Below are 25,463 nucleotides of genomic sequence, written 5' to 3'. Positions count from 1 at the left end.
GTCTTCTGTCAGCGAGAGGCCAGCAGCAACTGGCGCTGGCTCGGTCTGCCAAGGCTCGCCACCACCGGCGCATCGCGGTCATAGATATCGTCGAATTCCACCAGGCTGCCATTCTCATCCAGTCCCATGGTGAAATAGGCGATATAGACCGGCACCGGCATGCTGAGCGGCACCCGCGTATATTGTCCGCTTGCCGAAATGCTCAGCGCCTCCTCTGCCGAAACGCCCTGACCCAGCAGGTTGAGCACCACCGCCAGCTCCATCGCATCCTGCACCCTGATGCAGCCGTGGCTGAGCGCGCGCATATCATTGTCGAACAGCTGCTTGGACGGCGTGTCATGCAGGAAGATCGCGTGCGGATTGGGCATGTCCAGCTTCATCGCGCCAAGCGCATTGCCCGGCCCAGGTGACTGCACCACGTTGACACGGCCATTGGCCCCGCGCGTGGCGACATACCCGCGCGCCCGCGCCCAGTTGGGATTGTTGAGCACCCGGCGGCCCAGCCCTTCGCCCACCACAATGCTTTGCGGCACGGTCCATGTCGGATTGAAGATCACCCCTTCGACCATTTCGGACAATTGCGGGGTGGCATTGCGCCCGGGCTGGCCCACGATGGTGCGGTAATTGCGCAGCACCTGCCCGTTTACCGTCAGCCGCAGGCGGTATTCCGGCACATTGACCATCAGGTGAATGCCGCCCAGATCGCGCGGCAGCCAGCGCCAGCGATCCATGTTGGCGCGGATCGCATCGCGCCGCTCCGTGTCATCCGCAGGAGTGGCCGCCAGCGCATCACGCAAGGCCGCATAATCGGGCAGCACCGGATTGAGCGAGGCGAGTACTCCGGCCATGTCCCCCGTTACCAGCGCGCGTTCCATCAGCGGGCCGATGGGCAGCCGCTCGGCATCGGGATCATCCATCAGGTAGCTGCGCCGCGCATCGTCTGGCGTGCGCCCGTCGCGCAGGTCCTGCGCCAGCCAGGTGAAGATGGCACCGGCAACATTGTCCAGCCGCACGCCGGGTCCGCCCGCCATCGCCTCGCGCAGGTCCTGCGGATGGTAATCCGCCGGATCGAGGCCCTCTGCGTCAATCGATTCCACCACCCCCAGCAGCGCCAGTGCGCGCGCCACCGGCCAGCGGAATTCCTCCGCCATGCGCGGGGGGATGGTGCGCCGCGCGCTGCCCTGTGTCCACTGCGCCGCCATCACCTGCACCGCATCGTCATCCAGCACATTGGCCGTTTCGATGCGCTGCGCCGCCGCACTGCTGGCGCATAGTGCAACCACAGACATCAGGGCGGTCCGGACAAGGGAGGCATTGAGCATGACGATGATTGTGGCGCTGCCGGTCGATTCTGGCAAGGAACCAGCTTCATCAGGGAACCGGCATCATATGGCGCGTGACGCAGCACCGGCTGCTGCCTAAGAGCCGGTGATGGACAAGAGCACCAACCTGTATCCCTTTCTGGTGACCCTGCTGGCCATTGCCGTGCTGTGCCTGATGGACGTGTTCATGAAGGGCGCGGCCATCGCGGTGGGGGCTTATAGCGCGCTGATGGTGCGATCGGTCATGCAGGTTTCGCTGGTCACGCCGGTGTGGCTGGCAACCGGCGGCAAATGGCCTGCGCCCCACGTGCTCAAGATCCACATCACCCGCTCGCTGGTGGCCACCTTCATGGCGCTGACGTTCTTTTCCGCCATCGTGCTGCTGCCGCTGGCAGAGGCGATTGCGCTCAGCTTCATCAGTCCGCTGATCGCGCTGGCGCTGGCCGCGCTGATCCTGAAGGAAACGATCGAGAAAAAGGCCATCATTGCCGCGATCATGGGCATTGCCGGCGTGGGCATCATCGTGGGCGGTCGCATCGGGCGCGAGAGCCTGAGCGACGATGCCGCGCTGGGCATCGCCCTGGTGCTGATATCGGCGGTGCTCTATGCGTGGAACCTGATCCTGCAACGCCAGCAGGCGCTGGTGGCCAAGCCGATAGAGATCACCGCCTTTGGCGGAGCGATTGTGGGCCTGACCCTGCTGCTGGGTGCGCCGTTCTTCTTTTCCATGCCCCACGGCGCGGCGTGGCTGGACATCGCGGTTGCCGCGCTGCTGGGCGTGTGCGGATCGCTGGCGCTGTCCTGGGCCTATGCGCGGGCAGAAGCGCAGGTGCTGGTTCCGGTGGAATATACCGGCTTTGCCTGGGCCGCGCTGTTTGGCTGGCTGTTCTTTGCCGAAGATGTGAAGCCCGCCACGCTGGCCGGCGCGGCGCTGATCATCCTGGGCTGCTGGATCGCCGCCCCCAGAAAACACACCGAACAGGCGGTGACGGGCGCGGGCCAGCCCCAGGCCTGATTGCACTGAGTGTCCTGATTGGCGTTTTATCCGCTGACAGGAATTTTGGCCGACGTGCCGGTATCGCTGGTCGTATCGCTGGTCGCATCACTGGACGCCGCGTCCTCATCGTCGCTGCCCTCATCTTCCACGCCCTGCGTGGTCAGCTGTTCCTCTTCACCGCCCAGCAGGAAGCTCGATCCCTGCCAGATCAGGCCCAGCGCCGCGCCAAGAAAGGCGGCCAGCACAAGCGCCACGGCCATGGGAATCACCCCCAGTTTCTCCCTTGGCCTGCCAGGAACCCCCAGAATCATGCTCAAAACCTCCCCTTGATACGCCTAAAGGCCCTGCACCCTTGACCAATCGCGCGCAAACGCGCAACTCGCGCCCAACCGGCCTTCCTCTCCACGGCACAGGCCAAAACAGCAACTGGCATCAGCCCATAACGGCAAAGGACAAGGCATCTATGACCCAGGTCGGCTCCAACTCGCTCGCCACCCGCAGCACGATGGAAGTAGGCGGCAAGTCCTACGCTTATTACTCATTGGCAAAGGCGGCAGAGACGATTGGCGATGTCAGCCGCCTGCCTTTCAGCATGAAGGTGCTGCTGGAAAACCTGCTGCGTTTCGAGGATCAGGGATTCACCGTCAGCAAGGCCGATATTCAGGGCCTGGCCGACTGGCAGAAGAACCCCGCCACCGGTAACGAGATTCAATACCGTCCCGCGCGCGTGCTGCTGCAGGACTTCACCGGCGTTCCGTGCGTTGTCGATCTGGCCGCCATGCGCGATGCGATTGCCAGGCTGGGCGGCGATACCGCCAAGATCAATCCGCAGGTTCCGGTCAACCTCGTCATCGATCACTCGGTGATGGTCGACGAATTCGGCCATCCCAAGGCCTTCCAGCACAATATGGAGCTGGAATATCAGCGCAATGCGGAGCGCTATGACTTCCTGAAATGGGGAGCGAAGAGCCTTGAGAATTTCTACGCCGTGCCCCCCGGCACCGGCATCTGCCATCAGGTGAACCTGGAAAACATCGCCAAGGGCGTGTGGTCCTCTGTCGATCAGAACGGTGAGCTGGTGGCCTATCCCGATACCTGCGTGGGTACGGACAGCCACACCACCATGATCAACGGCCTGGGCGTACTGGGCTGGGGCGTCGGCGGGATCGAGGCGGAGGCAGCCATGCTTGGCCAGCCGATTTCCATGCTGGTGCCCGAAGTCGTCGGCTTCAAGCTGACCGGCGCGATGGCCGAAGGCGTGACCGCCACCGATCTGGTGCTGACCTGCGTGCAGATGCTGCGCGCGCACGGCGTGGTGGGCCGCTTCGTGGAGTTCTACGGCCCCGGCGTGTCCAACCTCAGCCTGGCGGACCGTGCTACCATCGCCAACATGGCCCCTGAATATGGCGCCACCTGCGGCTTCTTCGGCATTGACGACAAGACGCTGGAATATCTGCGCCTGACGGGCCGCGCCGAAGCAGACATCGCGCTGGTCGAAGCCTATGCTAGGAAGCAGGGTATGTGGTTCACGCCGGAGAATGAGCCGATCTTCACCAGCACGCTGGGTCTGGACATGGCATCGGTCGTGCCTTCGCTGGCAGGTCCCAAGCGCCCGCAGGACAAGGTGGCGCTGCCCGAAGTGGACGAGCTGTTCAATTCCGATCTCAAGACCGTTTACGGCAAGTCCGCCCCCGCCCGCGTGGCGGTTGAGGGCAAGGACCATGACGTTGGCGATGGCGACGTTGTGATCGCGGCCATCACCAGCTGCACCAACACCTCCAATCCCGATGTGCTGATCGCCGCCGGCCTGGTTGCCCGCAAGGCGCGCGCGCGGGGCCTGACGCCCAAGCCGTGGGTCAAGACCAGCCTCGCCCCCGGATCGCAGGTGGTCACAGACTATCTGGTGAAGGCCGGATTGCAGGACGATCTGGACGCCATCGGCTTCGATCTGGTCGGCTATGGCTGCACCACCTGCATCGGCAATTCCGGCCCGCTGGCCCCGCCCATCAGCGCTGCGATCAACAACAATGATCTGGTCGCCGCTTCTGTCCTGTCGGGCAACCGCAACTTCGAGGGCCGCGTGTCTCCCGATGTGCGCGCCAATTTCCTCGCATCGCCGCCGCTGGTGGTGGCCTATGCGCTGAAGGGCACCGTCACGCAGGATATCACCACCACGCCGATCGGTCAGGATCAGGACGGCAAGGACGTGATGCTGGCCGATATCTGGCCCAGCAATCTGGAAATCGCCGAACTGCGCGCCTCCAGCATCGATCGCACCATGTTCGAAGCGCGCTATGCCGATGTCTACAAGGGCGATGAGCACTGGCAGGCGATTACGGTCGAAGCGTCTGACACCTATGCGTGGAAGCCGGGCAGCACCTATATCGCCAACCCGCCCTATTTCGATGGCATGGGCATGACGCCCGATGTGGTGAACGACATTGTCGAGGCAAAGCCGCTGGCGATCCTGGGTGACAGCGTCACCACCGATCACATCAGTCCCGCCGGCTCCATCAAGGAAGACAGCCCCGGCGGCCGCTACCTGCTGGAAAACCAGGTGGCCAAGGCAGACTTCAATTCCTACGGCAGCCGCCGCGGCAACCATGAAGTGATGATGCGCGGCACTTTCGCCAACATCCGCATCAAGAACGAAATGGTCCCCGGAGTCGAGGGTGGCTACACCACTTACAACGGTGAGCAGATGGCGATTTACGATGCCGCCATGAAGCACAAGGCCGACGGCACGCCGCTGGTGGTTGTGGGCGGCAAGGAATATGGCACCGGCTCCAGCCGCGACTGGGCAGCCAAGGGCACCATCCTGCTGGGCGTGCGCGCCGTGATCGTGGAGAGCTTCGAGCGCATCCACCGCTCCAACCTGATCGGCATGGGCGTGCTGCCCCTGCAGTTCAAGGGCGGCGACACGCGTGAGACGCTGGGCCTGACGGGCGATGACAGCTTCACCATCAAGGGCCTGGCGAACATGGTTCCGCAGCAGGACGTGGAAGTTGAAGTCACCCGCGCGGATGGCAGCACCTTCAGCTTCACCGCCGCATCGCGCATCGATACCGCGAACGAAATGGAATATTACCGCAACGGCGGCATCCTGCAGTACGTGCTCAGGAAGCTGGCTGCCTGAATCCAGCTCTCATCCAAACAACAAAGGCCCCGCCATCGTGCGGGGCCTTTTTGTTTCGGCGACTGTGTTGGCGGGTCAGTTGGCTCGCGCGCCTTGTGATCTGGCGAGCCTGTAATTGCGGGCGCATGAAAGGACGATTTGCCCCCAAGGACAAACCGCCCTCCCCCCTGCTTGGAGATGGTTGGCTGGATCAGGCGGCCTGGGCGCGGTCCTGATCGCCGGTCTTCTTGCGGCGACGACGCATGAACACTGCGCCCGCGCCGGCACCGAACAGCAGCAGCATGCCGGGTTCCGGCACCTGCGTGCCCGATGACGAGCCGTGGCTGCTGGAGCCATGACTGCTGGAGCCGTGATTGCCGCACTTGTTGCATCCGCCGCTCGACGAAGTGGACGTCGATGTGCTCGAACTGGTCGAAGTCGAGGTTGAACTGGACGTGGATGTCGAAGAGCTGGTCGAGCTCGACGTAGAGCTGGACGTCGACACAGCGCCGGTTGAAGTGGAGACACTGCCGGTGGAGGTCGAAACGCTGCCGGTCGAGGTCGACACGCTGCCCGTGCTGGTGCTGACGCTTCCGGTCGAAGTCGAAACGCTGCCGGTGCTGGTGCTCACGCCGCCAGTCGTTGACGAGGTCGACGTGGAGGAGCCGCCGGTGGACGTCGAAGTGGACGTCGCGCCCGATGACGTGGAGGTGGACGAACCGGTGCTGGAATTGTCGATATCGATATCGATGATGATATCGCCCGATGATGTGCCGGAGCCGGAGCTGGAACCAGAAGTCGAACTGGAACCCGATGTCGTGGTGGTGGTCGACATATCGATATTGGCTGAGCCGCCACCGCTGCCGCCAAAGAAGCCGCCGAAGAAGCCGCCGCCAAAACCACCGCCAAAGCCGCCACTGCCGCCGATGATGATCGGCTGACCGCCGCCGCCTGCAACAACGCGCGATGCGCGCGGCAGTTCAGGCAGGGGAAGCGGAGGAAGCGGCAGGGGCAGAGGCTCTGCCTCTACCACCGTGTGCACCCGGCGCGTCACCCGCGGCGGGATCTCACGGCGGGCGGGCCGGTCCTTCACATAGGTCAGTTCAGGCGCAGCCTCGTGCTTGTCTGACTTGTAGCCAACCTGCGCGGTCTGCGGTTCGGCGACATGTACCGCACCGCCCGCAAGCAATGCGCTTCCCGCAGCAGCGGCTGACAATTTCGCCAAGGCCATTCTTACCGACATGGACTGTCTCTCTTCAGCTTTTCCCCAAGCACCGGTCTGGCTAAATCGCCATTCAGATACTTTTGCAGCTTCACCAGAGACGTATGGCGCCTGTCACGGCAATCATTTTAACCTTGATTTTGGCGCTCGAAGACGAATTTTTTGGCTGAATTCGGGCAATTGCGCGGCTTTGTCCCACAATGGAACCGAATAGGCGCCATTCCCCAACAGTGGTTAACGCCCGGCGCTCATTTTGAGGGGTCGAACAGCCCGCCCTGCGCCCCGTTCGGCGAATCGGCAGGCGGAGCGATACCAAGGTGCGTCCAGCCGGCATCGTTGAGGCAGCGCCCGCGCGCGGTGCGGGCCACCAGGCCCAGCTGGATCAGGTACGGCTCGATCACTTCTTCCACCGTGTCGCGCGGTTCGGAAAGCCCCGCTGCCAGCGTCTCCACCCCCACCGGACCACCCTTGTAGATATCGGCGATCATGGTGAGATAGCGCCGGTCCATCGCATCAAGGCCCAGCCCGTCAATCTCCAGCTTCGTCAGCGCCGCATCGGCGACCGGAGCGGTAACCAGCCCGTCCCCATCGACATGGGCAAAATCGCGCACGCGGCGCATCAGCCGCCCGGCCACGCGCGGTGTGCCGCGGCTGCGGCGGGCAATCTCGCGCGCGCCCGCGGGGTCCATGTCCAGCCCGAGCAGGCCGGCACCGCGCCTCACCACCAGCTCCAGCTCGTCCACGGTGTAGAAATTAAGCCGCACGGGAATGCCGAACCGGTCGCGCAGGGGCGTGGTCAGCAGGCCTTGCCGCGTGGTCGCCCCCACCAGCGTGAACGGCGGCAGATCGATCCGCACACTGCGTGCCGATGGCCCCTCGCCGATGATGATATCGAGCGCGCGGTCCTCCATCGCCGGATAGAGGATTTCCTCGACCACCGGGTTGAGGCGGTGAATCTCGTCAATGAACAGCACGTCATGCGGTTCAAGATTGGTCAGCAGGGCGGCAAGGTCGCCCGCCTTGGCGATCACCGGCCCGCTGGTGGCGCGAAAGCCCACGCCCAGCTCCTTGGCCACGATCTGCGCCAGCGTGGTCTTGCCAAGGCCGGGCGGGCCGAAGAACAGCACATGGTCCATCGCCTCTGCGCGGGACCTGGCCGCCTCGATAAACACGCGCAGGTTTTCGCGCGCCGCCTCCTGCCCCACGAATTCGCGCAGGGTCTTGGGACGCAGGGCCGCATCCGGGTCTTCCGGCTGGCGATCGGGGGCAAGATCGGGGTTGGCGCTCATCAGGACGGGTTGAGCGTATAGCCGCGTTGCTGGAGCAGGGCATGCGCAGTCATGGCCGACAGCGCCAGCTGCACACCGGGTGCGATTTCGGACTTGGCGATGCCCATCCCCGCCGCGCTCTGGCCGCACAGATAGATCTGCACGCCGTGCTGCGTCAGCGCCGCGATCAGCGGGAGGTTGATGTTTTCCGCCCCATCGAAGCGCGCCGCATAAGCCTGCGCATTCAGCAGGTCATTGCCCGCGCGCCCATGCACCACGATCGCTACCTGCACGCGCTCCTCCGGCACGCCATTTCGCACATGCATGTTGATGAAGCGCGCCGCACTGTCGAGCGAGCGATTGAGCGCGCCCACATCCGCCTGATCCGCCACATCGAAAGCCACCCGCAGCGCCAAGTCCTGTGGCAACTCCATGTCGTAATCGACATCGGCGACCCGGCCATATTCGGTGAATACCGGCCCCATCGTGAAGCCCGCCGGCTGCTGCGCATAAGCGCCTGTGGCGAAAGCCAAGCCAGCAAGGCCAAGTGCGACATTCCTGATTATACGCATGGTCGGTTTGCCTCCTTCAGTGGGGTTTCGATAAACCAATCGTCATGGTGAACTTGTTTCAGCATCCATCCAGCGGCACAATCCCGTGCATGCAATTCGAACGCAACCCGTGCGCCTATATCCTCGCCAGCGGGCATTACGGAACGCTCTACATTGGCGTCACGTCGGACCTGATGGGACGGCTGCACCAGCACCGGAGCGGAACCACAGGCGGCTTCACCGGGCGCTATAAAATCCACCGCCTCGTCCATTTCGACATGTTCGACACCATGGAGGCTGCCATCGCGCGCGAGAAGCAGCTCAAGAACTGGCACCGGCAGTGGAAGATCAATTTGATCGAAACTGGCAATCCGCATTGGGAAGACTTGGCCGTTGGCTTGGGCTTTGATCCGCTTGAGCAGCGCGCGCCGGGAGATGGATCCTGAAACGAGTTCAGGATGACGGGAAGGATCGGATTCCATCACCCCGCCGCCCTCTTCAGCGCCGCCTTGATCAGTGCGTTCAAATCCGCGCCTTCGCCCAGATCGCTCTGCGCTCCAGCCACGGCACTCGCCGCCACGGCCGGCTTGAAACCCAAACTCTGCAAGGCTGACACGGCATCGGCGCTTACTCCGCCAGCAGGCGCAACAAAGCCTCCGCCGACAGCCCCGCCACCTGGAAGCGCGCCAGCCTTGTCCTTCAGTTCATTGACGATCCGCCCTGCCAGTTTCGGCCCCACGCCCTGCGCGCGGGCCACGGTGGCGGCATCCTGCGCGGCGCAGGCATCGCGCAGTTCGGCGGTGGAGAGGGCCGAAAGGATGGCGAGGCCGACCTTGCTGCCCACGCCCTGCACCGAATTGAGCAGACGGAACCAGTCGCGCTCTCCCGCGTCGGCAAAGCCGAGCAGGCGCATGTCGTTCTCGCTCACCTGCAGATCGGTGTAGACCACGCAGGCCTGCCCCCGCTCTCCCAGTGCGCTGAGCGTGCGGTTGGAGCAATGGACCAGATAGCCCACGCCCTGCACATCGATCACCGCCCAGTCTTCACCGGTTTCATCGAGCAGGCCTTTGAGCTTTGCGATCATGTTATGTTCTTGCCTCACAGGCGGTGCGGGGTCCAGAGAATATGGACATCTGATTGTGGACACCGGCGAAGTCTTGCGCCAACAGCATCGCCATGAGCGTAAACACATTTGGCAGGGTTTTGCGGTTTACCACCTGGGGCGAGAGCCACGGGCCGGCGCTGGGCGCGGTTGTGGACGGGTGTCCGCCGGGATTGGCGCTGGACGAAGCGGCGATCCAGCCCTTCCTCGACGCGCGCCGTCCGGGCACCAGCAAATACACCACGCAGCGGCAGGAGGCGGACCAGGTCCGCATTCTTTCAGGCGTGTTTGCAGGCCCTGACGGAACGCAGCGCACCACCGGCACGCCGATCAGCCTGATGATCGAGAATACCGATCAGCGATCAAAGGATTATTCGGAGATCGCCCATGCATACCGCCCCGGCCATGCCGATTATGCCTATGATGCCAAATACGGCATTCGCGATTATCGCGGCGGCGGCAGGTCTTCCGCGCGCGAAACGGCGGCGCGGGTGGCCGCAGGTGCCGTGGCGCGGCTGGTGGTGCCCGAAGTGACCATCACCACCTATGTCTCCGAAATTGGCGGCGATGCGATCGACATGGGCAATTTCGATGCCGGCCAGATCGGCCAGAACCCGTTCTTCTGTCCCGACGTGGAAGCGGTGAAGCGCTGGGAAAAGCTGGTGGATGATTGCCGCAAGGACGGATCGTCTTTGGGCGCGGTTGTCGAATGCGTGGCCACGGGCGTTCCCGCGGGCTGGGGCGCACCGGTCTATGCCAAGCTGGATGCAGACCTTGCCGCTGCCATGATGGGCATCAATGCGGTGAAGGCGGTCGAGATCGGCGAAGGTTTCAACGCCGCCCGCCTGCGCGGTGAGGACAATGCCGACGAGATGCGTCCGGGCGCAGCAGGCGAAGGTCCGGAATTCCTCGCCAATCATGCCGGCGGCATTGCGGGCGGCATTTCCACCGGTCAGCCGGTGGTGTGCCGGGTGGCGTTCAAGCCGACCAGTTCCATCCTGATCCCGCGCGCGTCGATCAATTCAGCTGGCGAAGAGACGACCGTGCGCACCAAGGGCCGCCATGACCCTTGCGTGGGAATCAGGGGCACACCCGTGGTCGAAGCGATGATGGCGCTGGTGCTGGCGGACCACAAAATGCTCCACCGTGCGCAATGTGGCTGAGGTGTGTGGTTGAGGTGTGTGGTTGAGCCCGGTGGCCAAGGCGTAAACAACGCTGTCGTTGCAATTATCGCAACAGGTGTTGCAATAAACTGAACGCTTACGGATATGATCGATTGCGTCGATCTATCCAATCGTAACAAAGCCCTTTTCAGATCAGTCCTGCCTCCTATCTGGGCCGCGAGTTTCAAACCCGCGACAGGAGTTTTCACATGGGTATCATCGGCAGCACCATAAAGCCGTTCAAGGCCACCGCCTTCCAGGCCGGCAAGGACTTTTTCGACGTCACCGAAGCCGACATCTCCGGCAAGTGGGCGATCTTCTTCTTCTACCCGGCCGATTTCACCTTCGTGTGCCCGACCGAGCTGGAAGACCTGAACGAGAAGTACGACATGCTGCAGAGCATGGGCGTGGAAGTGTTCGCCGTGTCGACCGACACGCATTTCAGCCACAAGGCTTGGCACGACACGTCCGAGAAGATCGGCAAGATCAACTATGCCTTCCTGGGTGACCAGCTGCACACGCTGTCCAACAACTTCGGCGTTCTGCGCGAAGAAATGGGCCTGGCCGACCGCGCGACCTTCGTGATCGATCCCGATGGCGTGATCCAGATCATGGAAATCACCTGCGAAGGCGTTGGCCGCAACGCCAACGAACTGACCCGCAAGATCAAGGCGGCGCAGTACGTCCGTAACAACCCGGGCCAGGTTTGCCCGGCTGCGTGGGAAGAAGGCGCCGATACGCTTGCTCCCTCGCTCGACCTTGTCGGCAAGATCTGATCTCGCTGACTTGAACCGCCCGTCGCCCCCCGACGGGTCGCATGAACGGTCCGGGGTATTCCCCTCCCCCCCCTCCCGGAAGCCCCGGACCGTTTTTTTGCACTGACCAACCCCGGCAGAGGAAACCGATATGCTTGATGCAAACCTGACCCAGCAGCTGCAGCAATATCTCGGCAACCTGCGCGAGCCGATCGAGCTTGTCGCCAGCCTTGGCAATGATCCCAAGTCGGCCGATACGCGCGCGCTGCTGGAACAGATTTCCGCGCTTTCTGACAAGGTCACCGCCTCTTTCGACGGCGACCATGAGCGCAAGCCCAGCTTCATCATCCGCCGCGCATCCGATGCCAGCAAATGGGTTCGCTTCGGCGGCCTGCCGATGGGGCACGAATTCACCTCGCTGGTGCTGGCCCTGCTGTGGGCCGGCGGTCATCCGCCCAAGGTCGAACCTGAAATTCTGGAGCAGATTGCCGCGCTGGAAGGCGATTATGCCTTCGAGATGTTCTTCTCCCTGTCCTGCCACAATTGCCCGGACGTGGTGCAGGCGCTGACGCTGCTGGCACTGTTCAACCCGCGCATCACCGCCACGCTGATCGAAGGCGGAACCTTTCAGGACGAGGTGGAGGAACGCGGCGTGATGGCCGTGCCCGCAACCTTCCTGAACGGTGAGATGTTCGCCAGCGGCAAGATGAGCGTGGAGGAGCTTCTGGCCAAGCTGGACGGCAATGCCTCCGCCCGCGCCGCAGCCAGGATCGCCGAAAAGAAGCCGTTTGAAGTGCTCATTGTCGGCGGCGGTCCCGCTGGCGCCGCTGCCAGCGTCTATACCGCGCGCAAGGGCTTCAGCACCGGCATCGCGGCAGAGCGGTTCGGCGGACAGGTGCTGGACACCATGGGCATCGAGAACTTCATCTCCGTCCCCTATACCGAAGGCCCCAAGCTGGCCGCCCAGTTGGAAGCGCATGTCGGCGAATATGATATCGACGTGATGAACTTGCAGACCGCCACCAGGCTGATCCCCGCTGCCCAAAAGGGCGGCTATCACGAAGTGGTGATGGACAATGGCGCATCGCTGAAGGCGCGCACGGTGATCCTTTCCACCGGCGCGCGCTGGCGCAACCTGGGCGTTCCGGGCGAGCAGGAATATCGCAACAAGGGCGTGGCCTATTGCCCGCATTGCGACGGCCCCTTGTACAAGGGCAAGCGCGTAGCGGTGATCGGCGGCGGCAACAGCGGCGTCGAGGCTGCAATCGATCTTGCCGGGATCGTCGGCCATGTCACGCTGGTGGAATTCGACAGCAAATTGCGCGCGGACGAAGTGCTGCAACGCAAGCTGCGATCGATGGCCAATGTCGACATCATCGTATCGGCGCAGACCACGCAGATCAGCGGCGATGGCACCAAGGTGGACGGCCTGCTCTACAAGGACCGCGACACCGGCGCCGAAAAGCGCGTCGACCTGGAAGGTGTGTTCGTCCAGATCGGCCTGGTGCCCAACACCGAATGGCTCAAGGACAGCGGTATCGCGCTGAGCAAACATGGCGAGATCGAGGTGGACAATCATGCCGCCACCAATCTGAATGGCGTGTTTGCCGCAGGCGATTGCACCACCGTTCCCTACAAGCAGATCATCATCGCCATGGGCGATGGATCGAAGGCTGCCCTGTCCGCCTTCGACTATCTGATCCGCAACGAAAAGGTCGAGGATCTGGCCGAAGCGGTCTGACCCCACACCCTTCAAGGCAATACATCATCCCGCCCTCGCCCATGCAGCGAGGGCGGGATTTTTGCGTCTGGTCGCAGCCAAAATTCGTTTTGCCGCAAAATGGCAAAATCGATCAATGAATGCCAACTAATCGATTGGACGCATCATCGCGGAAGGGTCATCTTGCACAGGTAGGATTGATTGGGACACGAGTCCCTGTGTGAGGAGAGATGGAAATGGATGCAAAGACAGGTGAAATGAGCGGGTGCCCGTTTGGCGGCAGTGGCGGCGTACGGTCGCTTCTGGGCCGCACCAATCGTGATTGGTGGCCCGATGCCCTGCAGCTGGAAATTCTCCACCCGAACGGCGGATCGACCGATCCGATGGGCGAAGATTTCGATTATGCCGAAGCCTTCAACGCGCTCGACTATAATGCGCTCAAGGCCGACCTGACCGCGCTGATGACCGACAGCCAGGATTGGTGGCCGGCTGACTATGGCCATTATGGCCCGTTCTTCATCCGCATGGCCTGGCACGCCGCCGGCACCTATCGCACCGGTGACGGGCGCGGCGGTGCAGGCAGCGGGCAGCAGCGCTTTGCTCCGCTCAATTCCTGGCCGGACAACGGCAACCTGGACAAGGCACGCCGCCTGCTGTGGCCGATCAAGCAGAAGTACGGCAAACACATCAGCTGGGCCGACCTGTTTATCCTCACCGGCAATGTCGCCATTGAGAGCATGGGCGGTCCCACCTTCGGCTTCGGCGGCGGTCGCAAGGACGTGTTTGAGCCTGAGACCGTCTATTGGGGCACGGAAGAACTGTGGGTCGATCAGGGCGCCGAAACGCGCATCATCCCCGATGAAGGCAAGGCGCTGGATAACCCGCTCGCGGCGATCCAGATGGGCCTGATCTACGTCAATCCGGAAGGTCCGGGCGGCAATCCCGATCCGCTGCTGTCAGCGCGCGATATGAAGGAAACCTTCGCCCGCATGGCCATGAATGACGAGGAGACGGTGGCGCTTACCGCCGGTGGCCACGCATTCGGCAAGGCGCACGGAATGGTCCCGCCAGACCAGCTGAGCGGCAGCCCGGAAAGCGGCGCGCTGGAAATGCAGGGCTTTGGCTGGGCAACCGATCCCGATCAGATCGCCAAGGGTCACATCACCACTTCGGGCATTGAAGGCGCATGGTCGAACCATCCCACCCAGTGGGGCGGCGACTATTTCCGCCTGCTGTTCAAATATGACTATGAGCTGGTGAGAAGTCCGGCAGGTGCCCAGCAGTGGCAGCCGATAAATCAGTCGGAAGAGGACATGGCGCCCGATGCGCGCGATCCGTCCAAGAAGGTTCCGACCATGATGACCACAGCCGACATGGCGCTGAAGATGGACCCGGATTATCGCAAGATTTCCGAACGCTTCCGCGACGATCAGGCTGCGCTGGACGATGCTTTCGCCCGTGCATGGTTCAAGCTGTGCCACCGCGACATGGGGCCAAAGGTGCGTTACCTCGGCCCGGAAGTTCCGGCTGAAGACCTGATCTGGCAGGACCCCGTTCCCGCCGGTACCATGCCTTCGGATGCAGATGTATCTGCCTTCCAGTCAGCCATTCTGGCTAGCGGTCTTTCCGTCAGAGAGCTGGTCAAGGCAGCATGGGCTTCGGCATCCAGCTTCCGCAATTCGGACAATCGTGGCGGCGCCAATGGTGCCCGCGTGCGGCTTGCTCCGCAGAAGGACTGGAAGGTCAACGATCCGCAGGAACTGGCGAAGGTTCTGGCCAGGATCGACGAGCTGCGCGGCAATCTGTCGATGGCAGACGCGATCGTGGCAGCCGGCAGTGCGGCGGTTGAAAAGGCCGCCAAGGATGCGGGCTTTGATGTCAGCGTTCCGTTTACGGGCGGTCGCGGCGATGCCAGCCAGGAGCAGACCGATGCTGAAAGCTTCGAGCCTCTCGAGCCCTTTGCCGATGGCTTCCGCAACTATCTGAAGACCAAGGCAAGCGTGAAGACGGAGGACATGCTGGTCGATCGCGCCCAGCTGCTCGGCCTCTCGATTCCCGAGATGACCGTGCTGGTCGGCGGCATGCGCGCGCTTGGCGCGGTCAGCGATCATGCCGATCACGGTTCGCGGATCGGCGTCCTCACCGATCGTCCGGGCCAGCTGACCAATGACTTCTTCGTCAACCTGCTCGACATGGGCACGGTGTGGAAGGTTGTCGACAACAGCGGTGACGAGGAGTTCGTCGGCACTGATCGCAAGACCGGTGCGGAAAAGTGGCGTGCCACGCGCGCCGACCTCGTCTTCGGGGCAAATTCGCAGCTTCGCGCCCAGGCCGAAGTCTATGCCGAAGACACCAGCCGCGAGAAGTTCGTGACCGACTTCATCAAGGCCTGGACCAAGGTGATGAACGCCGACCGCTTCGATCTGAAGTAAGTCCCGCACCAATCAGCAAAAGCCCCCGGCAGCGATGTCGGGGGCTTTTTCGTGGGCGTCTGGATTTGGGAGGAAAGCGGACATTGCAGGCGGTCACCGAGGCCACGGGGTTGGGACCGGGAGCGGGCAGTCGGCTTACAGGCAAGTTGCCGTGATAGTAAAACGAGGCGCCCTTTCGCGCACCATCCAGTTTTTGATAGGATGACAGCTTGTTGCAGGCCTGTGGCCAAGCTCCTTGACTTCGAACTCTACATAAGTTGATATGCTTTCATGTCTCGCAACAGACCGCCTTCCAAGCAGATGTTCATCCTGTTGGACGCGTTCTCCAAAAGGACACAGCAATGGCGTCATGGCTATGACCTGATGAAGGAAACCGGCCTTTCGTCAGGTACTCTCTACCCTCTGCTGATGCGCATGGCCGACAAGGGACTTGTCGAAGCCGAATGGCGTGATCCGGAACGGCCTGGTCGGCCTGCGCGCCACGCTTACCGGTTGACCCCTGCAGGGATCGCCCTCGCGCAGACGGTCGAATGCTCCGGCGCCGACATTCCTGCCAAGAGCGCCCTCGCATGACGGCGCCTGTTTCACGGGCCGTGGTTTGGCTCGCCAGCTGCTGTCTCGGCGAGTGTCGCCGTGAGTGGGCACTCGCCATGAGGGCCGAGTTTCACGTGGCGGTACTGGAGGGGCGGCCTTTCGCATTCGCGGCCGGTTGCCTGGTCGCAGCGTGGAGCGAGATGCCGAACCATGGGGAAGGGCGCCTTGTCCTGACGAACTACGCGGTCGCGCTGGGCTTGCTAATTCCCATGGCGGTTCTCCAGTTCGCGCTGGCGTTCGGTTCTTCATCGGTATTCTTCGGAGGGGAAGCATTCAGCAGCGTCCTCCTGGCCGGTGCCACGCACCACCCCCTGCTTGCCTCGTCCCAGATCAAAGCTGCACCGTGCCTGCTGGCTCTTTGGCTCATGCTCGGCACCGGTCACTTGCACCTTGCGTGGGCGCTCGTCGAGCGCAACTGGGCACGCGTGGTCAAGGTCAGCGCCTTCGTCGGCGCGACCCTTGTAGCCTTATTCATTATCACGGGAGCACTGTTTCTCGACGAAACCTTCGTGATCCTGCAGGCGGCGGCGCTGGCGATTGAACTTTCGGTTCTCATCGTCGTCGCACGGCAGCATGCGCGGATATTTCCGAATGCGGACGCGGAAATTCCCGCGCGGTAATCTCTTCAGCATCACCCTGACAGGCAGAGGACCGTAACGGCCGCACCCGTCATGCTTGACTCTTAACTCTACATATGTTGCTATAACTCTCACATGTTTGATGAGGGCCGATTGCCGGGTCGCATCGGGGGAGGAGGAGTTATCGATGGCCAAGGCCTTGCTATGGTCGCTCTGCACCTACCTGGTGCTCAAGTTCCTCCAGTACTTTTTTGTTGCCCGGCCGGGGTTTGGAACTGCCGAGCCGACGTTCCGGGACAAGCTCCTGCGCGGCGAACCGCTGCTGTTCATCGTCGCCTGCGCGCTTGCCGTGCCAGCCGCGCTGTGGAGTACCTGGTATTTCCAGCGCGGTTTCGAGCGCGGTCTGGAGCACTCGGCAGACTGCTTTGGAAGAGTTGGCGCTTTGCAGAGCCTCGGAGAGCTCGAAAGAGAATTCGATCCGCTGCGAGTCTCCCGAGGGGTCCAAGCGGCAAGACAGTCGGTATTTCAGGCTGAGGAGTGGCTCGAACTGACGCCTGATGACGCCGAAAAGCTGATGGCCGACAAACTGAATTTCTACACCCGGCGGTATTCCACCTTGTCGCGACAAGGCGATCGCCGGGAAATACGCGCTCTGGCAGCCGCGATCGAGCGCTGCTTGAGCGAGCCGCTCATCGACTTTTGACCGACACTGCAATGAGGAGGGTTTGGCATGCTCAAACGAATGTCTTTCGCGATCGTGACCATGATAGTCACGGAGCCTTTGAACACGCTGCCGGCCGTTGCCCAATCGACAGCAGCCCCGGCCGATCCCACTGTGTCGGTGGCGAGAGAGGTGCTCGAACGCTACGCCGGCCGCTACCAGCTCAACGACACGATCGTAACGGTAACGGTGACCGAAGACGGTCGGATGAACATCCAACTGGCTGGCCAGCCCGCCGGACCGCCGATGCGGACGGTAAGTGCGAGCGAGTTCGCGAATGACGCGGCAGGAGTGCGTGTTTTCTTCGAAGACGAAGGCCCCAACACCACCCGGATCAGGAGCGTGTATAATGGTAGCGAAGTCGTCGGCACCCGAATTGCCGACGCGCCGGACCTTGCCTCTGCGACTGCGCCCTTTTCCGACTTGCTCGACGGGGCAGCGCGGCAGGCAGTGGTGACGCAACTCGCAATGGCGTTGCGCGACCGCTATGTATTCCCTGACGTCGGCGAGCAGGCTGCCGAACAGATCGACGCCGCGCTCGCGGCCGGCGAATACGACAGCTTAGGCGATCCCGCGGCGTTCGCAGCGCGGCTGAGCTCCGACGTGAGAGCCATTGCGCACGACAAACACCTCGTGATCAGTTCGATGAGCGCCCTTCCATCCGCGCCTGCGTCAGCCGGGACGGCATTGCCGCGCTCGGAAAGCGGTATCGTGCGGGCCGACATGCTTGCTGGGGGTATCGGCTACCTAGAGGTGGTCGCATTTCCGCGACGAGCAGGTTTCAAGCCGCCGATCGACAGGGCCATGTCGAGCCTTGCAGATTGCAGCGCTCTGATCATCGACCTGCGTCGTAACATCGGCGGTTTGCCCGAGGGGGTCGCATATCTGGTCAGCTTCCTGCTGCCGGGGGACGAGACAGTGCACATCAACGACGTCATCACTCGCATCGCGGGGACCAACGACTTCGACCGCGAATCCTTTACGAGTCAGCCAACACCGGTGAGCTTCGCCGATCGCCCCGTCTACGTACTGACCAGCAGCCAAACCTTCTCGGGAGGCGAGGAGTTCGCCTACGACGTCAAATCACTCGGCCTCGGCGTGCTCGTAGGTGAACTTACGGCCGGTGGTGGCAATCTGACAGGGCCAGCGCCGCTCGGTAATGATTTGATCGCGATGATCCCGCTGGCGCGAGCGGAGAACGCGTTCACAAAGGGCAACTGGGAAGGTCACGGTGTCGAGCCCAACGTGGCGGCGCCCGCTGCCGACGCACTTGGAGTCGTGCTGCAAATGCTTGGCCAGGATGCCGTGTCCGATATCGCCGCGGCCTCGCAGCGAAACGTATTCACGCCGCGCACCGCTCCCCTTCCCGGCTCTGAAGCGGCGCTGCGCTCTATAGTGGCAGGCGTCACGAATGAGCCACCAGACTTGACCGCAATGAACCCCCGGCAGGCCGATATGTTGCGCCCTCAACTGCCAGCGCTGCAGGCCCAGCTTCGCCCCTTGGGCGAGATCAGGTCAGTCAGCTTCATCGGACCGGGCTTGCCGACCGGAGACGCCTTCGAAGTTGCCTTCGCCAATGGAACACGAGTGATGACAGTGATGCTGGATCCGGAGGGACTTCTGGTTGGCTGGCAGACCGGACCGAGTTCGCCGGGTGGTTAGCGAAGATTTAGGGACACCACGCCAAGTTACGTTCGCACAGCGAGAACACCCGCAATGTGTTCCCTTTGAATCGTTAGCGGACATCGGGCCCGCAGATAAACGAATGTCCACTTCAAGGTAGCGGACAGACTTCCTTTCATATCTTGGAAGAGGGCGCAAAGCTGCCGAACCAGTGAAGCAACGCAATCGGCCGGCATGTAGACCGTCCTTGAATTACCCCCGCCGCCGCAGCACCAGATAGAGCGCGCCCTCGCCCCCGTGGCGGCGGTGCGCTTTGCGGATGGCGGCGATGTCACTGCCATGCGGTCCGGCGGCCAGCCAGTCGAGGATCTTGGCGCGGATCGCGCCGCGCCGATCTCCCCGGTCCGCGGCATCGACCGGGCGGGACTTGCCGGTAATGACCAGCACCAGCCGCGCCCCCATCGCCTTGGCCTGCATCAGTCCCTGATCCAGCCGCCTGTGCGCCTGATCGAGCGTGTGGCCATGCAGGTCGAGGGTGAATTCCGGCTCTGTCGACGTGCGCGCCAGGCGCCGCTCCCAGTGCGAATCAAGCCCCGTACCCGGCGCATGCACCGGTGCCGGAACCGATGCGGGCGCGGCCTTCACCAGCGGCGGGGGGACGCGGCCCTTCACCTTGCGCGGCGGGGATGACCGTGGATGGGGCATGGGCGTGGCGGCTGGCGGATGGACCAGCGGCACGGGCTTTGGCGTGGCGCGCTTTTCCAGCGGGGTCACACTTTGCGCCAGCCTGGCCCATAGCGCAGCCTCTTCCGCGCTCAGTCCGCGGGGTGATTTCATCGTACGCCCAGTCGGTCCAGCGTCCCGCGCGGCAGGAAGATAGTGGCTTCACCACGCGCGCTCATGCCGCCGGCAATCTCTCGCGCCTGATCGCCTGCACCCCAGAATGTGTCAAACCTGTTGGCACCGCGAATGGCTCCGCCGGTATCCTGCGCCACCCATAATCCGCGCGCTTCCACGCGGTCAGTGGACAGGAACACGGGCGCACCATAGGGCACGAATTTCGGGTCCACCGCGACCGAGCTTTCCCCGCGCACGGGCACGCCGATGGAGCCCAGCGGACCATCGCCGGTCAGTTCGGTAAAGAACACCCAGCTTTCATTGAGGCGCATCAGCGCGGCGCCATCTTCGGGGTTTTCGCGGATATATTGCATGATGCCCTGCATCGATCCGGCATATTTGCCGGGGCCTTCGCCCAGCAGCCCGCGTTCGCGCATCACCCCGCCAATGCCGGTGTAGCCGTGGCCGTTCTGCCCGGCATAGCCGATGCGGATCACGTCGCCTTCCGGCGTGATCAGGCGGCCGGACCCCTGCACCTGCAGGAAGAAGAATTCCACCGGGTCTGCCGCCCAGGCGATTTCCAGCCCGCGCCCGGCCAATGCGCCATCCTCGATCTGGGCGCGGGTGTAATATTCCACGAAATTGCCGCTGGCATCGTAGCGGCCCAGAGGCGCACGCCCTGTCCGCTCACCTTCCGGCACGCCGTCCGGCCATGCACGGACCAGATCATCGGGGACGCGGTAGACAGGCACGTCAAATCCCACACGGCGCGTGCGCGAACCGCTGATCTCGGGCTCAAAATAACCGGTGGCAAAGGCCGCGCCATCGCCCACGCGCGCAGCCTCAAAATAGGTTTCGAAGAAGCGCGCAGCCTCCGTGCGCGGCCATGCGGCGGCGCTGCGACAGGAAGGCTGCCAATCGGTGGGGCGGGTGAGGCCAGAGGCATCCTGGCGGCTGGTGACGACGCCGCAGCTTTGGGTGAAGGCATCCAGCGCATCGGCACTGTCACGCGGCAGCAGGCCAAAGCTGACAATCGCCGGACCGCGCGCAACACCCAGCAGCGCAGCCGATGCGCCAGCAGGAGCAGCGGGACCGGTAGCGGGCCTGCCGCCGGGCACCAGGCTGGCGCAAGCGGCCAGCAGGGCCAGCGACATTGCCGTGGCAAGGGACTTCTTTGGCAGGGAAAGGCGCGCGTGTGGCATCACCCGCGCTCCTCGTCTCAAGCGGCGTCGGTTTCGTCGAGCAGCCAATCGGGATCAGCACTGCGAACGTCGCGGCTGAAGGTCCAGATATCGCGGCTCTCCACGGCATCATCCAGCGATCCGCCGATCATATTGCCATCCTTGTCGCGGGTGAGGGCGGCAATATCGGCTACGAAGCGAACGGCGATACGCGCCATCCGGCCTTCCAGCACGGCTGAATGGACCGTAGTATCCTCAATCCGCACCAGCCGGTTCTCCAGCGTTTCACCGGCTTTTTCGCGGGCATCGATGGCGGCCACGAAGCTGGCATAGACATCATCGTCGCACAGCTGTTTCAGCTCTTCCTTGTCACCGCGCCAGAAAGCTTCCAGCACCATGCCATAGGCGCCCTTGGCACCTTCGAGGAAGGTCAGCAGGTCGAACCGGCGATCCACGGCGGAAATTTCGCGCAGGCCCTGTTCGATGGCGGGCGGGAAACCGGCGATCTGGCGTTCATTGCGCACCAGCTCTGCCACTGGCGCGGGCGCGCTTTGCGGTTGGCGCTCCTCTCCCAGCTCATATCCCTTGGGCACGATTTCTTCCTCATGCTCTGCACGGCGGCCAAGCACGGAATAGAGTCGCATGCCCAAAAAGGCAGCGATCATGGCGAGGATGACAATTTCAACAATCACAGGCATTTCCCGATTCGCGAGCGGCGATTTTCTGCTATCTGCCGCAAACAATGCAATTGTGACCCAGATAGGGTTCAATTACAAATGGACAACGACCAATCCGGTAACAAAACCGCGAGGCGGATCAAAGCTGCAACAATCGGGCATAATACAGGCTGAATAGCCCAACTCCTGACCCAACTCCCGACCCAACTCCCGACATTGCGGGCGCGGCGCGCGGGTGCTAGGCGCGCCAGCCAGTGCGATAACCATTCATCCAGCGCCGCCACCACGCGCGGCACAAGCGTTACGAAAGACGATAATCATGGCCGAAGAAGGCGACGTTCTCACCAATCTCAACACCAATCCTGCTGCCAATGGCGCGGATACCCAGCCTGTGGCCGGCGTTATCTCGCAATATGTGAAGGACCTTTCGGTAGAGAATCCCAAGGCTCCCGAAAGCTTCCAGTGGAACAGCCAGCCGGAAATGGACGTGCAGTTCAACATTGCCGCGCGCAAGGTGAACGAGGAAGTGTCCGAGGTGGAACTGAAGATTTCCGCCACCGCCAAGACTGCCGAGGGCATTGCCTATATCGTGGAACTGGCCTTCTGCGGGCTGGTGGGCATGCGCAACATGCCTGAAGACCAGATGCACGCCTTCACCTATGCCGAAGCGCCGCGCATCCTGTTCCCCTTCGCCCGCCGGGTGATTGCCGATGCGGTGCGCGATGCCGGTTTTGCGCCGCTGCTGCTCGATCCGATCGATTTCAACGGCCTGTACATCAACCAGCTGCGCAACAAGCAGGCGCAGGATGCTGCGCAGGCTGGCGGCGAGGCTGCTGCCCCCACCGGCGACGAGAACTGATCCGGACCTGATGGCGGGCCAGCTGCAATGAGCCTGGTCAGGAATGTCGGCACGATCGGCGGACTGACAGCAGTCAGCCGCGTGTTCGGCTTTGCCCGAGACATGCTGGTGGCGCGCGTGCTTGGCGCAGGGATGGCGGCCGATGCCTGGCAGCTGGCCTTCACCCTGCCCAACACCTTCCGCCGCCTGTTTGCAGAAGGCGCCTTCTCGGTCGCCTTCGTGCCGATGTACACCCGCCGACTGGGCGAGGACGACGATGGCGCGGCGGCGCAGAAATTCGCCAGTGACGTGCTGGCGATCTTCGTCTGGGTGCTGCTGGGCTTTTCCGCGATCTGCATGATCGTCATGCCCGGCATCGTGTGGGCGCTGGCCCGCGAATATCAGAACGTGCCCGGCAAGTTTGAACTGGCGACCAACCTTTCGACCATCACCTTCCCATATCTGGGGCTGGTGAGCCTTGTGGCGATGCTGTCGGGCGTGCTCAATGCGCGGTCAAAGTTCGCGCCCGGCGCCATTGTTCCCGTGCTGCTCAACATCACGCTGATCACCGGCATTCTGGCCGGCTGGTACTGGCGGGAGAATATCGGCGGCGGCGATGTGGCGGTGGCCTATGCGCAGGCAATCGCGCTGGCGCTGGCCGGTGTGGTGCAGCTGCTCTACATGTTCTGGGCCACACGCAAGGCAGGCGTACGTTTCAAGGTGCATCTGCCGAAGATCACGCCCGATGTGAAACGCATGGGCATGCTGATCCTGCCCGCCACCTTTGGCGCGGGGATTTACCAGATCAGCCAGCTGGTCGACACCTTCTTTGCCACCAGCCTGCCGCAGGGCTCGCTCACCCTGCTCAAGCTGGCAGACCGGCTCAACCAGATGCCGCTGGGCATTTTCGGCATTGCGCTGGGCACGGCAATCCTGCCGATGCTGGCGCGCCATATCCAGGCGGACAACAAGTCCGAAGCGCAGCGCCTGCAAAGCAATGCGGTGGAGATCGCCATGCTGCTGTGCCTGCCGTCCGCCGTTGCGCTGGCGATCTGCGCCCCGGCCTTCACCACCGGCATTTTCCAGGGCGGCAAGATGACCGCAGCCGATACCGCGATCATGGGCAATATCGTCATGGCGCTGGTGGCGGGCCTGCCTGCCTATGTGCTGGTCAAGGTGTTCCAGCCCGCCTTCTTCAGCCGCGAGGATACGCGCACGCCGGTGTTCGTCGCCGCCGGAGCGCTGACATTCAACATTGCGCTCAACTTCTATGTCGTGCCGCGGTTCGGCATTGTCGGGCTGGCGGCAGCCACCGCCATCACCTCCTCGCTCAACGTGGCGACCCTGATGACCATCCTGCACATCCGCGGCTGGTTCGATGTCAGCAGGAAATTGCTCGGGCGGATCATGCGGCAGGCTCTGGCCTGCGCGGTAATGGCGGCGCTGCTGTGGTTTCTAGTGCCTCTGCTGCAACCCTACTGGTCAGGCAGCGTGGTGGCCCGTGTGCTGGCGCTGGGCGGGCTGGTTACATCGGGCGCGATCACCTTCTTCGTCTTCGCCTATCTGCTCGGCGCGCTCGACAAGGACCTGATCGCTCAGCTACGGCGCAAGCCCAAGGCGGCAGCCGCCGCCGATCCCAAGCCACAGGAATAATTCAGGACATATCATGCGCGTTGTATCCGGCATTCAGCCCACTGGTTCGCTTCATCTGGGAAATTACCTGGGCGCGATCCGTAACTGGGTGCGCATGCAGGAAGAAATCACCGCGTCTGGCAATGGCCAGTGCCTGTTCTTCCTGGCGGATCTGCACGCCATATCCATGCCGCATGACCCGGCGGAGCTGAAGTCGGCCACGCTGGAAATGACTGCGGCGCTGGTGGCCTGCGGCGTCGATCCGCAGCGCTCGATCCTGTTCAACCAGGCGCAGGTGCCTGCCCATGCGGAGCTACAATGGCTGCTGACGGGAACTGCGCGGATGGGCTGGTTGAGCCGGATGACGCAGTTCAAGGACAAATCGGGCAAGAACCGCGAAGGCGCCAGCGTGGCGCTGTTCACCTATCCCGTGCTGCAGGCAGCGGACGTGCTGCTGTATCAGGCCACCCATGTTCCCGTGGGCGAAGACCAGAAGCAGCATCTGGAACTGGCGCGCGACATCGCGCAGAAGTTCAACGTCGATTTCGTGCCCGGCTATGCCGATCAGAACCAGGACGTGGCGGGCGTTTTCACCCTGCCCGATCCCTATATTCCGCCCTCTGCCGCGCGCATCATGTCGCTGCGCGATGGCAGCGCCAAGATGAGCAAGTCCGATCCTTCCGACATGAGCCGCATCAATCTGACCGATGATGAGGATCTGATGGCGAAGAAGGTGAAAAAGGCCAAGACCGATCCCGAGCCCCTGCCCGGCGAACTGGCGGGCCTCGCCGATCGGCCCGAGGCGCTCAACCTCGTCACCATCTTTGCCGCTCTGGCGGATATCGAGGCGGAGCAGGTGCTGGCGCAATATGGCGGGCAGGGCTTCGGCGCGTTCAAGCCTGCGCTGGCGGAGCTGATGGTGTCCACGCTGGGCCCGATCCGCAGCCGCTTTGTGGAGCTGAAATCGGACCGGGAATCGCTCGATGCGATTCTGGCCAGAGGCGCTGCACAGGCGCGTGAGATTGCCTCTCCCACGCTCAAGGCCGCCTATGATGCGCTGGGCCTGATCCGCGGGTAGCTCGCCGGAGCGCTGAAGGCGCTGTTATTGCTAGGTTTTCATTGAAAACCCATTCAA

At 62.9% G+C, this 25,463-nt stretch carries 24 protein-coding genes; 15 read left to right on the top strand and 9 right to left on the bottom strand.

Going from position 1 to position 25,463, the window contains the following annotated elements; genetic code table 11:
- Positions 1–8: 8 nt before the first annotated feature.
- Positions 9–1,289 carry a L,D-transpeptidase family protein gene (locus tag GRI32_RS10400; protein WP_237437516.1) on the bottom strand — a complete coding sequence of 427 codons (1,281 nt, stop codon included), beginning with the start codon at positions 1,287–1,289 and terminating at the stop codon, positions 9–11.
- 142 nt (positions 1,290–1,431) lie between these two features.
- Here GRI32_RS10400 and GRI32_RS10395 point away from each other — a divergent pair, with 142 nt between their 5' ends.
- Entirely contained in the window at positions 1,432–2,337 is a 906-nt protein-coding gene (locus GRI32_RS10395) for a DMT family transporter (protein WP_160591982.1), read from the top strand.
- 26 nt (positions 2,338–2,363) lie between these two features.
- On the opposite strand, the gene GRI32_RS10390 is transcribed toward GRI32_RS10395, so the two are convergent.
- On the bottom strand, positions 2,364–2,579 hold the full coding sequence (locus tag GRI32_RS10390; protein WP_160591980.1) for a hypothetical protein: 216 nt from the start codon (positions 2,577–2,579) through the stop codon (positions 2,364–2,366).
- Between the two features lie 203 nt (positions 2,580–2,782).
- On the opposite strand from GRI32_RS10390, the gene acnA reads away from it, so the two are divergent.
- Entirely contained in the window at positions 2,783–5,455 is a 2,673-nt protein-coding gene (gene acnA / locus GRI32_RS10385) for an aconitate hydratase AcnA (RefSeq protein ID WP_160591978.1), read from the top strand.
- 190 nt (positions 5,456–5,645) lie between these two features.
- Here acnA and GRI32_RS10800 read toward each other — a convergent pair whose 3' ends face one another.
- Complete coding sequence (locus GRI32_RS10800) at positions 5,646–5,753, bottom strand: PEP-CTERM sorting domain-containing protein (RefSeq protein WP_337190199.1); 108 nt, start codon at positions 5,751–5,753, stop codon at positions 5,646–5,648.
- 64 nt (positions 5,754–5,817) lie between these two features.
- Here GRI32_RS10800 and GRI32_RS10795 point away from each other — a divergent pair, with 64 nt between their 5' ends.
- Positions 5,818–6,375, top strand: a complete 558-nt coding sequence (locus tag GRI32_RS10795) for a hypothetical protein (RefSeq protein WP_237437515.1) — start codon at positions 5,818–5,820, stop codon at positions 6,373–6,375.
- Between the two features lie 529 nt (positions 6,376–6,904).
- Here GRI32_RS10795 and ruvB read toward each other — a convergent pair.
- Both ruvB and GRI32_RS10370 read right to left on the bottom strand, forming a co-directional pair.
- Positions 6,905–7,945 (bottom strand): Holliday junction branch migration DNA helicase RuvB, encoded by a 1,041-nt coding sequence (gene ruvB / locus GRI32_RS10375; protein ID WP_160591974.1) that lies wholly within the window; start codon positions 7,943–7,945, stop codon positions 6,905–6,907.
- Positions 7,945–8,496, bottom strand: coding sequence for a DsrE family protein (locus GRI32_RS10370; protein ID WP_160591972.1), 552 nt, complete (start codon positions 8,494–8,496; stop codon positions 7,945–7,947). The genes ruvB and GRI32_RS10370 overlap by 1 nt, the downstream gene beginning before the upstream one ends.
- A gap of 89 nt (positions 8,497–8,585) precedes the next feature.
- Between GRI32_RS10370 and GRI32_RS10365 the strand changes: the two genes are divergently transcribed.
- Complete coding sequence (locus GRI32_RS10365) at positions 8,586–8,921, top strand: GIY-YIG nuclease family protein (RefSeq protein WP_160591970.1); 336 nt, start codon at positions 8,586–8,588, stop codon at positions 8,919–8,921.
- A gap of 35 nt (positions 8,922–8,956) precedes the next feature.
- Here the strand turns inward: GRI32_RS10365 and ruvA are convergent, their stop codons facing one another.
- Entirely contained in the window at positions 8,957–9,559 is a 603-nt protein-coding gene (ruvA, locus tag GRI32_RS10360) for a Holliday junction branch migration protein RuvA (RefSeq protein WP_160591968.1), read from the bottom strand.
- 92 nt (positions 9,560–9,651) lie between these two features.
- Between ruvA and aroC the strand changes: the two genes are divergently transcribed.
- The 8 genes from aroC (at position 9,652) to GRI32_RS10320 (ending at position 19,202) form a co-directional block, all read left to right on the top strand.
- Positions 9,652–10,740, top strand: coding sequence for a chorismate synthase (gene aroC / locus GRI32_RS10355; RefSeq protein ID WP_160591966.1), 1,089 nt, complete (start codon positions 9,652–9,654; stop codon positions 10,738–10,740).
- 209 nt (positions 10,741–10,949) lie between these two features.
- Positions 10,950–11,516, top strand: coding sequence for an alkyl hydroperoxide reductase subunit C (ahpC, locus tag GRI32_RS10350; protein WP_160591964.1), 567 nt, complete (start codon positions 10,950–10,952; stop codon positions 11,514–11,516).
- A 130-nt stretch (positions 11,517–11,646) separates the two neighbouring features.
- The gene (gene ahpF / locus GRI32_RS10345; protein ID WP_160591962.1) at positions 11,647–13,236 is read left to right on the top strand and encodes an alkyl hydroperoxide reductase subunit F; all 1,590 of its coding nucleotides are present in this window, start codon (positions 11,647–11,649) and stop codon (positions 13,234–13,236) included.
- 215 nt (positions 13,237–13,451) lie between these two features.
- Positions 13,452–15,647, top strand: a complete 2,196-nt coding sequence (katG, locus tag GRI32_RS10340; protein WP_160591960.1) for a catalase/peroxidase HPI — start codon at positions 13,452–13,454, stop codon at positions 15,645–15,647.
- Positions 15,648–15,917: 270 nt separating this feature from the next.
- A complete protein-coding gene (locus GRI32_RS10335; RefSeq protein ID WP_237437514.1) occupies positions 15,918–16,220 on the top strand; it encodes a PadR family transcriptional regulator in 303 nt (100 codons plus the stop codon).
- Positions 16,221–16,297: 77 nt separating this feature from the next.
- Positions 16,298–16,861: a hypothetical protein gene (locus GRI32_RS10330; RefSeq protein ID WP_160591958.1), complete on the top strand. Its 564-nt coding sequence runs from the start codon at positions 16,298–16,300 to the stop codon at positions 16,859–16,861.
- Positions 16,862–17,006: 145 nt separating this feature from the next.
- Positions 17,007–17,522, top strand: a complete 516-nt coding sequence (locus tag GRI32_RS10325) for a hypothetical protein (RefSeq protein WP_160591956.1) — start codon at positions 17,007–17,009, stop codon at positions 17,520–17,522.
- 27 nt (positions 17,523–17,549) lie between these two features.
- A complete protein-coding gene (locus GRI32_RS10320; RefSeq protein WP_160591954.1) occupies positions 17,550–19,202 on the top strand; it encodes a S41 family peptidase in 1,653 nt (550 codons plus the stop codon).
- 213 nt (positions 19,203–19,415) lie between these two features.
- Here the strand turns inward: GRI32_RS10320 and GRI32_RS10315 are convergent, their stop codons facing one another.
- The 3 genes from GRI32_RS10315 to GRI32_RS10305 form a co-directional block, all read right to left on the bottom strand.
- The gene (locus GRI32_RS10315; RefSeq protein ID WP_160591952.1) at positions 19,416–20,000 is read right to left on the bottom strand and encodes a Smr/MutS family protein; all 585 of its coding nucleotides are present in this window, start codon (positions 19,998–20,000) and stop codon (positions 19,416–19,418) included.
- Complete coding sequence (gene mltA, locus GRI32_RS10310; RefSeq protein ID WP_237437513.1) at positions 19,997–21,154, bottom strand: murein transglycosylase A; 1,158 nt, start codon at positions 21,152–21,154, stop codon at positions 19,997–19,999. Before mltA ends, GRI32_RS10315 begins: the two co-directional genes overlap by 4 nt.
- Positions 21,155–21,219: 65 nt before the next feature.
- Positions 21,220–21,873, bottom strand: a complete 654-nt coding sequence (locus GRI32_RS10305) for a Tim44/TimA family putative adaptor protein (RefSeq protein ID WP_160591948.1) — start codon at positions 21,871–21,873, stop codon at positions 21,220–21,222.
- 304 nt (positions 21,874–22,177) lie between these two features.
- Between GRI32_RS10305 and secB the strand changes: the two genes are divergently transcribed.
- From secB to trpS, 3 genes are read left to right on the top strand one after another with little or no spacing between them, the layout of a single operon-like run.
- Positions 22,178–22,717 carry a protein-export chaperone SecB gene (gene secB, locus GRI32_RS10300; RefSeq protein ID WP_160591946.1) on the top strand — a complete coding sequence of 180 codons (540 nt, stop codon included), beginning with the start codon at positions 22,178–22,180 and terminating at the stop codon, positions 22,715–22,717.
- Positions 22,718–22,744: 27 nt separating this feature from the next.
- Entirely contained in the window at positions 22,745–24,349 is a 1,605-nt protein-coding gene (murJ, locus tag GRI32_RS10295; RefSeq protein WP_160591944.1) for a murein biosynthesis integral membrane protein MurJ, read from the top strand.
- Positions 24,350–24,362: 13 nt separating this feature from the next.
- Positions 24,363–25,406, top strand: coding sequence for a tryptophan--tRNA ligase (trpS, locus tag GRI32_RS10290; RefSeq protein ID WP_160591942.1), 1,044 nt, complete (start codon positions 24,363–24,365; stop codon positions 25,404–25,406).
- Positions 25,407–25,463: the final 57 nt, after the last annotated feature.

Origin of the sequence: Alteraurantiacibacter aestuarii (assembly GCF_009827405.1) — a bacterium.
Classification (GTDB): Bacteria; Pseudomonadota; Alphaproteobacteria; order Sphingomonadales; family Sphingomonadaceae; genus Alteraurantiacibacter; species Alteraurantiacibacter aestuarii.
The sequence above is the reverse complement of the archived record's forward strand: the minus strand, read 5'-3'. Positions and strand labels throughout refer to the sequence as shown.